Annotated in this window: 10 protein-coding genes; 3 read left to right on the top strand and 7 right to left on the bottom strand. The window is 72.7% G+C overall.

All coding sequences use genetic code 11. The features are described 5' to 3' along the window. Nucleotides 1-28: 28 nt before the first annotated feature. Nucleotides 29-1231: a homoserine O-acetyltransferase MetX gene (gene metX, locus J0P97_RS09370; RefSeq protein ID WP_215487516.1), complete on the top strand. Its 1203-nt coding sequence runs from the start codon at nucleotides 29-31 to the stop codon at nucleotides 1229-1231. Nucleotides 1232-1317: 86 nt separating this feature from the next. Then, entirely contained in the window at nucleotides 1318-3483 is a 2166-nt protein-coding gene (locus tag J0P97_RS09365; RefSeq protein ID WP_215487515.1) for a M66 family metalloprotease, read from the top strand. A 19-nt stretch (nucleotides 3484-3502) separates the two neighbouring features. Here J0P97_RS09365 and J0P97_RS09360 read toward each other — a convergent pair whose 3' ends face one another. The 4 genes from J0P97_RS09360 to J0P97_RS09345 are packed head-to-tail and all read right to left on the bottom strand — an operon-like array spanning nucleotide 3503 to nucleotide 7289. After that, a complete protein-coding gene (locus J0P97_RS09360) occupies nucleotides 3503-4729 on the bottom strand; it encodes an MFS transporter (RefSeq protein ID WP_215487558.1) in 1227 nt (408 codons plus the stop codon). A gap of 50 nt (nucleotides 4730-4779) precedes the next feature. Beyond that, on the bottom strand, nucleotides 4780-5139 hold the full coding sequence (locus J0P97_RS09355) for a thiamine-binding protein (protein WP_215487514.1): 360 nt from the start codon (nucleotides 5137-5139) through the stop codon (nucleotides 4780-4782). Continuing rightward, nucleotides 5069-6367, bottom strand: coding sequence for a glycosyltransferase family protein (locus J0P97_RS09350; RefSeq protein WP_308163532.1), 1299 nt, complete (start codon nucleotides 6365-6367; stop codon nucleotides 5069-5071). The genes J0P97_RS09355 and J0P97_RS09350 overlap by 71 nt, the downstream gene beginning before the upstream one ends. Nucleotides 6368-6413: 46 nt before the next feature. Continuing rightward, nucleotides 6414-7289: an ADP-dependent NAD(P)H-hydrate dehydratase gene (locus tag J0P97_RS09345; RefSeq protein ID WP_215487512.1), complete on the bottom strand. Its 876-nt coding sequence runs from the start codon at nucleotides 7287-7289 to the stop codon at nucleotides 6414-6416. A gap of 68 nt (nucleotides 7290-7357) precedes the next feature. Between J0P97_RS09345 and J0P97_RS09340 the strand changes: the two genes are divergently transcribed. Further along, on the top strand, nucleotides 7358-8437 hold the full coding sequence (locus J0P97_RS09340) for an NADH:flavin oxidoreductase/NADH oxidase (protein WP_215487511.1): 1080 nt from the start codon (nucleotides 7358-7360) through the stop codon (nucleotides 8435-8437). Nucleotides 8438-8495: 58 nt separating this feature from the next. Here J0P97_RS09340 and J0P97_RS09335 read toward each other — a convergent pair whose 3' ends face one another. The 3 genes from J0P97_RS09335 to guaB1 form a co-directional block, all read right to left on the bottom strand. Then, nucleotides 8496-9551: a hemolysin family protein gene (locus J0P97_RS09335; RefSeq protein ID WP_215487510.1), complete on the bottom strand. Its 1056-nt coding sequence runs from the start codon at nucleotides 9549-9551 to the stop codon at nucleotides 8496-8498. Then, on the bottom strand, nucleotides 9548-10894 hold the full coding sequence (locus J0P97_RS09330; protein WP_215487509.1) for a hemolysin family protein: 1347 nt from the start codon (nucleotides 10892-10894) through the stop codon (nucleotides 9548-9550). The genes J0P97_RS09335 and J0P97_RS09330 overlap by 4 nt, the downstream gene beginning before the upstream one ends. 253 nt (nucleotides 10895-11147) lie before the next feature. Then, entirely contained in the window at nucleotides 11148-12605 is a 1458-nt protein-coding gene (gene guaB1 / locus J0P97_RS09325; RefSeq protein WP_215487508.1) for a GMP reductase, read from the bottom strand. Between the last annotated feature and the right edge of the window lie 108 nt (nucleotides 12606-12713).

Raw genomic sequence — 12713 nt, 5'->3', positions numbered from 1 at the left:
ACCGCGCGCGGCGGCGAGAATGGATGCCATGGACTGGCAGGCCTCGGAGGACACGCTGCCGTCGGGCCCCATCTCGGAGGCCGACGCGCGACTGCTGCGTGCCCGCCCCCCGGCGAGCGGCGCGTGGCGCGACGGCGACCCCGCCGGCGGCCGCCGCTTCGCGCTCCTGGGCGCGTTCCGGACCGAGGGCGGCGAGAGCCTCCCGTTCGCCCGCCTCGCCTACGAGTCGTGGGGCACGCTGAACGCGGATGCCTCCAACGCCGTCCTCCTCCTCCACGCCCTCACCGGCGACAGCCACGTCCGTGGCGAGGCGGGCCCCGGACACCCCACGGCCGGATGGTGGCAGGACATCGTCGGCCCGGGCGCCGCGATCGACACCGACCGCTGGTTCGTGGTGGCCCCGAACATGCTGGGCGGATGCCAGGGTTCGACCGGTCCCGCGTCGATCGGGCCCGATGGGCGCGAGTGGGGCTCCCGCTTCCCCTACCTCACGATCCGCGACCAGGTCGCCGCGCAGGCGGCGCTCGCCGACGACCTCGAGATCTCGCGCTGGGCGGCCGTCATCGGCGGCTCGATGGGCGGGATGCACGCCCTCGAGTGGGGCGTCGGACTCCCCGACCGCGTCGAGCGCCTCGCCGTCCTGGCCGCTCCGCCCACCACGACGGCCGATCAGGTCGCCCTGAACTCCGTGCAGCTGGAGGCCATCCGCATCGACCCGCGGTTCGCCGGCGGCGAGTACTACGATGCCGGCGACGGCGACGGGCCGCACCGCGGTCTCGCGCTCGCGCGACGGATGGCGCTCCTGAACTACCGGAGCCCCGTCGAGCTCAACCTCCGCTTCCAGCGCTCATGGCAGTCCGGCGTCAGCCCGCTCGGGGGCGGCGGGCGATTCGCCGTGGAGAGCTACCTCGACTTCCACGGCAACAGGTTCACGCGCCGCTTCGACGCGAACAGCTACCTCACCCTCGTCGAGGCGATGAACTCCCACGACGTCGGGCGCGGACGCGGCGGCGTCGAGGACGCCCTCGCGCGGATCACCGCCCGCACGCTCGTCCTCGGCATCGACAGCGACCGGCTCTTCCCCGTGGACGGGCAGGAGCGGATCTTCCGCGGCATCCGCACGACCCAGGGCGACGAGACCGTCGTCCTGGCCAGCGACTTCGGCCACGACGGGTTCCTCATCGAGACGGATGCCGTCGGAAGGCACCTCCGTCGCCTGCTCGAGAGCTGATCTGCCCCGGTCCCCCTCGGCGGGACGTATCACCGCGGCCCCTCGACGCTCCTCATCGTCATCCACGACCGATGACGGAGGCTGCGATGCCTGATCTCGACGACCTGATCCTGACCCTCGACCGGCTCCGCGACACGCTCGATCACGGACCGCTCCTGTCGCGCACGGCCACCGGGATCGAGGTGACCCAGGCGATCCAGTACTACCGCTCCCGCGAGCACCTCACCGATCCGGCCGACCGTGCACCCGACAACGCCGCGGCCCTCGTCGCCTACAAGCCGGCGATCGTCCGCGCGTACGTGCGACCCCCGTTCGGGGCGTCATCCGCCGACAGGGTCGGCGGCACGCTCCTGGTGGAGCGGCAGCACGGCATCTTCGGAGCGTTCTCGACCGTCACGACCCTCGCGCCCTGGCTCTGGCCCACCGTCACTCCTCTCGACGATGCGTACGCGGACGAACGGGGCACGATCCTGCGGTCGCTCACCTTCCGCATCCCCGCCGACCTGTTCGTCGGCATCCTGCGTCTGACGCTGCGCCTCGATACGGGTGAGACACGCGTCGCGCGGGTCACCGCCGACCTCCTGCAGACCCTCCGCGTGCGGATCATCCCGGTGAGCTACACCGGACCCCGCACGTCGATGCCTCCGGCGGGGAGCCCCGCCCCGACGCTGACCCTGCCCGCCCCCACCCTCGCCGATGCGCAGACGACGGCGGCCCTCGCGTTCCGGATGATGCCCGTCCAGCAGACGGGGTCCTTCGCCACGACCCCGACTCTCGCGTGGACGACGCCCCTGGATGACGCGCGCAGCGCCCCGGGCGCGTGCTCGGCGAACTGGGACGCGCTGCTGACCTCGCTCGCGGCGATGCGTGTGGCCGACGGCAACCGCGCCGACGTGGTCTACTACGGCCTCCTCCCGGCGACGATGCCGGTGAACGTCCCCGGCTGCGGCGTCGGCGGACTCGGGTCGGCCCGCGTCGGCGACGGGGCGACGTTCGTGCACGAGATCGGACACGGGTACGGGTTCCAGCACACGCCGTCGGGCAACGCCGGCGCGACCGACCCGCGGTATCCCACCTACGAGCCCTACTTCTCGGCGTCGATCGGGGAGTACGGCACCGACATCCAGAACGGGACGGTCTTCGCGCCGGCCTCCTCCACCGACTACATGAGCTACGGCCCGAACAGGTGGATGTCGCTCTACCAGCACGGGCGGCTCATCTGGCACCCGCGCCTCGCCCCGCGCTGGCTGCCCGAGCCGAACCCGTTCGGGAACATCCCGGTCGTCTTCGATCCGAAGGACCTGTGGTGGCCCCGTCCGCCGTGGTGGCGGACAGACCGGCAGTGGCAGGAGGAGTACGCCGTGACACCGATGATCTCGATCCTCGGCCGCATCGACGAAGCGGGACGGGTCCAGGTGGACTCCGTCGCGCGCGTGAGCGCCACCCCCGTCACGACCGGGCTGCAGACGAGCTGGACGGCCCAGCTCGTGGGCGCCACGGGCGAGGTCGCGGGCCGCGTCCGCCTCACCCGGCAGCTCGAGCACGGCGGCGAGTGCTGCGGGTGCGCACCCGGCGCATCCGAGGGCAACCCCGACCTCCTGCCCCTGCGCTTCGCCGCCATGGTCCCCGATACCGAGCGCGGGCTGGCCCTGCGCATCCTCGACCGTCGCGGCGCGGAGGCATGGGTGCAGCCTGCTCCCGACTCCCCCGTCCGCATCGGCGGCCTCACCGCCGAGATCGACGGCGAGGACACGGTGCGCCTCCGCTGGGAGACGGATGCCGAGGCCGTCCGCGAGGTCTGGGCGCAGTACAGCGACGACGGCGGGGACACGTGGCAGGCGCTCGCCGTCGGGCTGTCCGGAGGCGAGGGGGTCGCCGGGCTCTCCGGTCTGCCTGCCGGGACGGTCCTGGTCCGCGTGCTCGCCCACGACGGGTTCGAGACCGCGGTCTCCGAACACACCCAGATCGATGTGCCGGAGCGCGCCCCCTTCCCCGCCGTGCTGTACCCGCCGGACGGGGCGGTCGTCCCGGCCGGGATCACGCTCGAGGCGCTCGGGAGCGCCGTCGATCAGGCCGGCGTCCCGATCCCGGATGCGCTGCTGCGCTGGTCTCTCGACGGGGTCAGAGTCGCACGCGGGCGCGCCGCGCAGGTGAGCGTCGACCCGGGTGAGCACGAGCTGACCCTCCAGACCCGCACGAAGCCGTCCGCCGAGGCGACCGTGCGATTCACTGCGCAGGCGCTCGAGACCTGAGCGTTCGGGGCCGGAGCGCTCAGACGGCGGGGTCCGGGACCGTCCCGGCTCCGCCGTGGCGGACCTCCGCGCCGCGTGCACGCCCGCGAGAGTCCGCGCGGAAGCTCGCGGCGGCGATCACGAGGCCGCCCGCGGCGAGCAGGGCGCCGACCCAGACCGGTGCGACGAAGCCGAAGCCCGCCGCGATGACCGCCCCGCCGAGGGCCGCACCGGTCGCGTTCCCGATGTTCAGGGCGGAGTGGTTGAGGGCGGCGGCGATCGACTGGTTGTCGCCCGCGACATCCATCAGCCGGGTCTGGATCGAGGGGCTCAGCACCGCCGAGACGGCGCCCACCGCGAAGACGAAGACGAAGAGCGGCCCGATCCACGCGGATGTGAGCGCCAGAAGGACCTGCACGAGCGCGAGCCCGCCGAGTCCCCACAGAAGCGTGCGACGCAGGTCGATGTCCGCCAGCCGTCCACCCAGCAGGTTCCCGACGGTCATCCCCACCCCCATGACGACGAGGACGAGGGGGACCACCCAGCCGGGCGCGCGGGCGACCTCCGTCACGATCGAGGCGATGTAGCTGTAGGCCGCGAAGAAGCCGCCGAACCCGATCGCGCCGATCCCGAGGGTCAGCCACACCTGCGGCACGCGGAAGACGCCGAGCTCGGCACGCAGGGTGCGCCCCGGGTCCCCCGCGTGCGGCGGCACGAAGAGGGCGATGAGAAGGGCGGCGAGCGCGAAGATCGCGGCGACGATCACGAACGCCACCCGCCAGCCGAACTGCTGGCCGAGGCTCGTCCCGACCGGCACGCCCACGACGTTCGCGACCGTGAGCCCGGTGAGGACGAATGCGACGCCCTGCGCACGCTTGCCGGGGCCGAGGACATCGGCGGCGACGAGTGCCCCGATGCCGAAGTACGCGCCGTGGGGAAGCCCGGCGAGGAAGCGCGAGGCGGCGACGAGCCCGAACGTCGGCATGAGGAAGGTCAGCGCGTTGCCGACGGTGAGCGCCACGGCGAGCGCCAGCATGACGCGGTGCCGCGGGTACTTCGCGACGGATGCCGCGATCGTCGGAGCCCCGACGACGACGCCGAGGGCGTACAGGGTGATGAGCCACCCCGTGCTCGCGATGGCGTCAGCACTGTCCTGGGCCCAGGCATCCGGCATGAGGTCTGCGGAGATCTGCGGCAGGAGGCCCATCACGACGAACTCGGTCATGCCGATGCCGAAGGATCCGATGGCGAGGGCGAGGAGCGCCATCGTCGCCGCCCTCTTCGATGTGTTCGAGACGGTCGAACGTGTCGAGGAGGTCACCGAGACAGTTTAGTGTCGCCCTCCCCCTCCAAGGCCCGCTCGAGGCGCTCGATCTTGCCGTCGATCTCGCCGGTATAGCCGGGGCGGATGTCGGCCTTCAGGACGAGCGAGACGCGCGAACCGAACGGCAGGACGGCCTCGGTGGCCGCCTTGACGACGGCGAACACCTCGTCCCACTCCCCCTCGATCTCGGTGAACATCGAGGTCGTGCGGTGCGACAGGCCCGAGGCGCGGACGACCGCGACGGCCGCGGCGACCGCGTCGTGGACGGAGCCGTCATCCGGGTCAGCGGCGCGGGCCGCGCTCGGCGCGTGACGGGGGGTGCCGCTCGGTGCGACGGAGAAGGCGATCAGCATGGGGACCTCCGGGGTCGGATGGGTGGGGGCTGTGCAGGGCGGGTGAGACGGTCGCGAGGCGGCCGAGGCGCGCGAGCATCCAGACGAACAGGACGATGAGCACGAGGTTGCGGAGGGTGAGCGCCGTGACCGCGACCGGCTCGGGGATGAGGATCCCTCCGTACAGGAGCGGGTAGACGAGCTGGGTGAGCGCGGCCGCGACGCCGGCGAGCGCCGCCGGGGCGCGCCACCAGTCCCGCCGCAGGACGAGACCGAGGACGAGCGGCGGGACGAGCCAGACCAGGTACTGCGGGGAGCCCACCTTGTTCGCGACCACGAAGCCGAGGACGAGCGTCAGCGACAGCACGGGGAAGAGCGACGCGAACCGCGCGCCCCGCGCCGCGGCGACGGCGCCGAGGACGGAGATCGCGACCATCGTGACGACGAGCACCCCCGTCATCGCCGCGATGACCGGGTCGATCGCCGTGCCCGTCACCTGGAAGGTCAGAAGCGCGCTCGAGTAGTACACCTGGAAGCCGGGGATGCCGAGGAGCGCGCCCCACAGGTACGGGGTCGCGATCGGCGCCTCGACCTGCAGCCCCCGCGTCGTCTGCTCCGTGATGAACCCGAACGCGGACGATCCGCCGCCGGCGATGAGGATGCCGGCGAGCGTCAGGGCGGACACGACGACGGCGCCGAGGACGATCGCACCGCGGCGACGTACCGCGATGACCGCGGCCAGGAGGAGCGCGGCCGGCCACACCTTCATCCAGGTCGCGACCGACAGAAGCATCGAGGCGACCCACGGACGCCCCACGAGCCACAGGCACGCGAGGATCGCGAGGGGCACGGTGAACCCGTCGAGGCGGTAGAGCCCCACCGGTCCGAGGAGCACGATGAAGGCGAGCCAGCAGCCCGCCGCCACCGCGCGGGGCTGCGAGCGCCCGCGTCCGACGAGCACGGCGAAGGCGACGGCATCCATGGCCGTCACGAGGATCGCCCAGCCGACCGTATAGCCGGCGATCCACGCGAACGCGTGCGCGAGGATCATCGGGATGAGGGCGAGTTGCGGGTAGACCCACGGTTCGGTGATGCCGACGATGCCGCGACCGTCCAGCGCCTGACGCGACCACGGTTCGTACACCCGGTAGACGTCGCCCATCGGCTCGTTGGGCAGGAGGAAGCCGAGCGCCGCGACCCCGACGTGCACGAGCACGAACGCGGTCCACAGCACAGCCCGTCTCGACACCCTCCTCATCCTACGAAAGGCGACGCGGACCGCGCGGCGAAGACCCTCACTCCGCGCGCTGCGCGGCCGCGTCGCCGGCGTCGGCCGACAGCAGCTCGCCGATGACGAGCGGCACGGCGCCCGCGACGTCGAGCGCCGTGATCGGACCACCGCCGCGGAGGGCGGACGCGCGCGCCGCCGCCCTCCCGTGCACCAGCGACGCCGTCGCCGCAAGCGGCCCGAGGTCCTCCGCGTCGAGGGTGCGCTCCGCGGATGCCGCGGCCACGACCGCGCCGAGCACCCCACCCAGGACATCACCCGTCCCCGCGGCCGCGAGCCAGGATGTCGGCGCCGTGACGACACGCGACCAGCCCGAGGGCGTCGCGACGATCGTCTCCGCACCCTTCAGGAGCACGGCGACGCCGAGCGCGGCCGCGGTGTCGGCGGCGTCGCGCACGCGATCTCCGCTCGCCTCGGCCAGCCCGGCGTCACGGCGCAGGCGCGCGTGCTCGCTCCCGTGCGGCGTCACCACGACGGGGGCCTGCCTCGATCGCCGGGGCACGAGGTCGAGCGCTCCGGCGTCCACGACGACGGGCACCTCGCCGGCCAGGAGCGCCCCGAGCGCCGCGGTCTCGTGCGGCGCGCGGTCCGCGGCATCCGTCCCCGACCCGATGACCCAGGCCTGGACGCGCCCGTCGGCGGCCACGGTCTCGGGGCGCCGTGCCAGGACGAGATCCGTCGCCCGATCGGGGCCGAGATAGCGCACCATCCCCGCGCCGGCGCGGTGGGCGGCCTCCACCCCGAGAACGGCTGCGCCGGGATAGCGGTCCGAGCCGGTGCGGACGCCGACGACACCACGGGAATACTTGTCGTCGGCGGCCGTTGGCCTCCTCAGGTGCGCCGCCGCCTCGGCGACGGTCCAGCTGCGGGCGTCAGGCGTCATGGGCGCCACCCTACCCGCGCAGGGCGACAGCGCACCCGCCACCCTCGACGACACCGACCGGAGCCCGCATGAGCCTGCTGTTCACCCCCCTCGATCTCGCCGGCCGCACCATCCGCAACCGGCTCTGGGTCGCGCCGATGTGCCAGTACTCGGCGCAGGACGGGATGCCGAACGACTGGCACCACGTCCACTTCGCCCAGTTCGCCTCCGGCGGAGCGGGCGTCGTCATCTCCGAGGCGACCGCCGTCCTGCCGGAAGGGCGGATCTCCCCCGAGGATGTCGGCCTGTGGAACGACGCGCAGCGGGATGCCTGGGCACCGGTCGCCGCGTCGATCCGCGCGCGCGGCGCGCTCCCCGGCATGCAGCTCGCCCACGCCGGCCGGAAGGCGTCGACCTGGTCGCCCTTCTCCGGCCACCGCGGCTCGGTGCCCGCAGCCGACGGCGGATGGCAGACCGTCGCACCCTCGGCGATCGCCTACGACGGATTCGCCGAGCCGGCCGCCCTGGACGAGCGCGGCATCGACGAGATCGTCGTGGCGTTCGCGGCGGCGGCGGAGCGCGCGGTCGCGGCCGGCTTCGAGATGCTCGAGATCCACGCCGCGCACGGCTACCTGCTGCACCAGTTCCTCTCCCCGCTGTCGAACACCCGCACCGACGCGTACGGCGGGTCGCTGGAGAACCGCGCGCGGCTCCTCCTCGACATCGTCGACGCCGTCCGCGCGGCCGCTCCCGCCGCGCTCGTCACGGTGCGCTTCTCCGCCGAGGATTGGGCCGAAGGCGGCTGGGATGCCGCACAGACCGCGACCGTCGCCGCGTGGGCCGCAGAGCACGGGGCCGTGTTCTTCGACATCTCCTCCGGTGGGCTCGTCGCCCACCAGCGGATCACGACGGGGCCCGGCTACCAGGTGCCGCTCGCGGCCGCCGTCCGCGCCGAGGCGGGCGTCGTCGTCGGCGCCGTGGGCGAGATCACCTCGGGCGCGCAGGCCGAGGCGATCCTGGCCGCGGGCGATGCGGATGTGATCCTCGCCGCCCGCGAATGGCTGCGCGACCCGCACTTCGCCCTGCGCGCCGCGACGGAGCTCGGCGAGGCATCCGCCCTCACGTCGGCTCTGTGGCCCGCGCAGTATCACCGCGCGATGCCCCGCTGAGCGCCCCTGGGCCGCCGCCCGACTGACGCGGGCCGCCGCCCGCCGCACCGCCGCGGGCTCAGAACCCGCGGCGGGTGGCGTCGTGCACCTCTCCGACGAGCTCCTCGATGATGTCCTCGAGGAACAGCACCCCGGTCACCGTGCCCGTCTCGTCGCGCACCTGTGCAAGGTGGCGGCTCGAACGGCGCATGAGGGCCAGGGCGTCCTCGAGGTCGGTCGATTCCAGGACCGGCACCATGTGGTGGATGCGCTTGGGCTGGATCGGCCGCGCGAGCTTGTGCTCGGCATCCGGCCCCTCCGCGGCGCGCAGCACATCCTTCAGGTGCACATAGCCCAGCGGGATGCCCGCGCCGTCGACCACGACGTACCGGGAGAACCCGTGCTTGGCGACGGCCCGCTCGATCTCGTCCGGGGTGGTCGCCTCGGGGAGCGTCACGAGGTCGCCGAGGGGCACGGCGACATCCCGTGCCTTCTTGTCGGTGAACTCGAGCGCGGCGGTGATCGAGCCCGAGGCGTCGTCGAGGACGCCCTCGATGCGCGACTGCGCGACGATCGTGGCCACCTCGTCGAGCGTGAAGGTCGAGGCGGCCTCGTTCTTCGGCTCGACGCCGAAGAGGCGCACGGCGTGGTTCGCGATCCAGTTGAGGGCCACGATGATCGGGTAGAAGAGCTTCGAGACCCAGACGAGCGGCGTCGCGAGCAGCAGCACCGCCCGGTCCGGCAGCGAGAAGGCGAGGTTCTTCGGCACCATCTCGCCGAAGACGACGTGCAGGTAGGAGACGACGATCAGCGCGATCGCGAAGGCCACGCCGCCGATCACCGCCTCGCTCCAGCCGGTGAGGCCGAGCGGCCCCTCCAGCAGGTGGTGGATCGCCGGTTCGGACACGTTCAGGATCAGCAGCGAGCAGATCGTGATGCCGAGCTGGCAGGTCGCGAGCATGAGCGTCGCATGCTCCATGGCGTAGAGCGCCGTCTTCGCGGTGGCGGAGCCGCGTTCGGCGAGCGGCTCGATCTGCGAGCGGCGTGCGGAGATGACGGCGAACTCGGCGCCGACGAAGAACGCGTTGAAGGCGAGCAGCACCACGAGCCACGCGATTCCGGCCCAGTCGTTCATCGGGACTCACCTCCCTCGCGGGCAGTGCCCGGATCGGTCTCTGCTCCCGCCGGCAGCGGGCGCGGCGTGAACCTGACGCGGTCGACGCGCCGTCCGTCCATCCGCTGCACCTCGAGCGTGCCGTCTTCCACCTCGACGCGGTCTCCCACGACGGGGATCCGCTCGAGGGTGGACATGAGGAACCCGCCGACGGTGTCGTAGACGTCGCCCTCGGGCACGCGGATGCCGGTGCGGTCGAGCACCTCGTCGGGGCGGAGGTCCCCGGGGAAGACGACGGCGTCCGCGAGGCGGACGACGCCCGCGCGCGACCGGTCGTGCTCGTCGAGCACCTCGCCGACGATCTCCTCGACGAGGTCCTCGAGGGTGACGACGCCGGCCGTGCCGCCGTACTCGTCGACGACGACGGCCATCTGATAGCCCTTGGCGCGCAGCTCGGCCATCACGGCATCCAGGTGGACTGCCTCGGGGACCCGCAGGGGCTCCTCGGCGATCGCCGCGGCCGGCACCTCGGCGCGGCGATCGCGCGGGACGCTGACGGCCTGCTTGAGGTGCGCGATGCCGATGATGTCGTCCATCGAGTCGTCGTACACGGGGAAGCGGCTGTGGCCGGTGCGCCGAGCGAGCTGGATGACGTCCTCGACGCTGTCGCCCGCGGCGACCGCGTGGATCGACGGGCGCGGGGTCATCACGTCGGCGGTCGTCAGCCGAGCGAAGGTGAGGGTGCGGTCGAGGAGCGACGCGGTGTCCTGCTCGAGAACGCCCGCGCTCGCGGAGCGGCGGACGAGACTCGAGAGCTCCTCCGCGGTCCGGGCTCCGGAGAGCTCCTCCTTGGGCTCGATGCCCATGCCGCGCAGGATGCCGTTGGCGCTGCCGTTGAGGACGACGATCGCCGGGCGGAACACGGTCGTGAACGCGACCTGGAACGGCATGACGAGCTTCGCGGTCTGACGCGGGATCGCGAGGGCGAAGTTCTTCGGGACGAGCTCGCCGAGGATCATCGAGAACGTCGTCGCGATCGCGATCGCGACGACGGTCGAGACGGCGCGGGCCGCGGCATCCGGCACCCCCCACGCATGGAAGAGCGGACTCAGCAGATTCGTGAGCGCGGGCTCCATCGTGTAACCGGTGAGGAGGGTCGTCAGAGTGATGCCCAGCTGCGCGCTGGAGAGATGCGTGGAGGTGATCCGGAGGGCGCTGATCGTCAGCGACAGCCGCGACTCGCCGGCGTTCTGACGGGCCTCGAGATCGGCGCGGTCGAGGTTGACGAGCGCGAACTCGCTCGCGACGAACAATCCCGTCCCGATGGTGAGCAGGAGCCCCACGCCCAACATGACGTAATCCATCACGCGTCACCCCCGATCGTGCTCGGGGAGGGTCGGTGGGGCGATCGTCTGCAACTAGGAGGGTCGTCCATTATGGCGACGAGTTTACGGCACGCCGCACGTGCGCCGCGCGGGGGGAGCAGGGCCGCGGGGCGTTCGGAAAGCAGGCCGAACCGACCCGCACGGGGCCCCACGCCCGCCGAAGACTCGATCCGCCCTGCTTTCGCGATGCAGACCGGCCGGGACCGGACCGGACCGGGGCCGGCCCGGGCGCTCACCAGCTGACGGGGAGCGCTTTGCCCTCTTCGTAGCCGGCGGCGGACTGGAGGCCCACCGTCGCGCGGTCGTGGAACTGCGCGACCGAGGATGCCCCGGCGTACGTGAACGAGGACCGCACGCCCGCCGTGATCATGTCGACGAGGTCCTCGACGGAGGGCCGCAGCGGATCGAGGTAGATCTTCGAGGACGAGATGCCCTCCGCGAAGAGCTCCTTGCGGGCGCGCTCGTAGGGGTCGAGCCGGCCGAACCGGCCGTGCACGGCCTTGGTCGAGGCCATGCCCCACGACTCCTTGTACACGCGGCCGGCCTCATCGACCTGCAGCTGTCCGGGCGCCTCGATCGTGCCCGCGAACCACGAGCCGATCATGACGGACGCCGCGCCGGCGGCGAGCGCGAGCGCCACGTCGCGCGGGTAGCGCACCCCGCCGTCGGCCCAGACGTGCGCGCCGAGCTCGGCCGCGGCCTGCGCCGTCTCCAGCACGGCCGAGAACTGCGGGCGCCCGACGGCGGTCATCATCCGCGTCGTGCACATGGCGCCCGGCCCGACGCCGACTTTGAGGATCGATGCGCCTGCGGCGACGAGATCGCGCGCGCCCTCCCCCGTCACGATGTTGCCCGCGGCGATCGGGATGCCGAGGCCCAGGCCCGACACCGTGTGCAGCGCGCGGAGCATCCCCTCCTGGTGCCCGTGGGCGGTGTCGACGACGAGCACGTCCACCCCGGCGGCGGCGAGCGCGCGCGCCTTCGCCGCGACGTCGCCGTTGATGCCGACGGCGGCGGCGACGATGAGGCGCCCGTCCGCATCGACCGCCGGGCGGTAGATCGTCGAGCGCAGCGCGGTGCGCTGGGAGAGCGTGCCCACGAGGTAGCCGTGGTGCAGGACGCAGACGGTCTCGGCATCCGTCGCCACGATCAGGTCGAACGCGTGCCGCGCGTCGTCGACGTCGTCGGCATCGATCGACGGCGTGCGGCCGCGGGCGAGGTCGCCCAGGCGCGCATCTGGCAGAGCCGTGCCGAGGCGGGTCGCCGGGACGACGCCCAGGATGTCGTCGACGTGCACGCGCTCGCCGATCTCGGCGACGACGACGATCCCGTGCCCGGGCGTCGGCGGGACGAGGGCGGCGGCCTCGGCGACGGTCGCCGACGCCGGAAGGACGAGCGGCGTGTCCCACGGCACCGGCTGCTCCTTGACCCAGCGGATCGCGGCGTCGATGTCCTGCAGCGGCATGTCCTGCGGCAGGACGCCGAGGCCGCCGCGCCGCGCGAGGGCGGCTGCCAGGCGCGGGCCGGTGACGGAGTTCATGTTCGAGGCGACGAGCGGGATCGTCGCGGTCGAGCCGTCTCCGGGCGAGAGGTCCACATCCAGACGGCTCGTCACGTCCGAGCGACGCGGCACGAGGAAGACGTCCGAGTAGGTGAGATCGACGGTGGGCTGCGCGCCGGAGAAGTGCATGAGTACCACGGTACCGACTCCGGAGCATGGGATACCCTTGATGGATGTGTGCGTGAGGCTCATCCGCAGCCCGCACGAACTGATCTTCATCGACGAAAGCAGGCGCTA

It is taken from the genome of Microbacterium flavum (assembly GCF_018717645.1).
GTDB classification, from domain to species: Bacteria; Actinomycetota; Actinomycetes; order Actinomycetales; family Microbacteriaceae; genus Microbacterium; species Microbacterium flavum.
The sequence above is the reverse complement of the archived record's forward strand: the minus strand, read 5'-3'. Positions and strand labels throughout refer to the sequence as shown.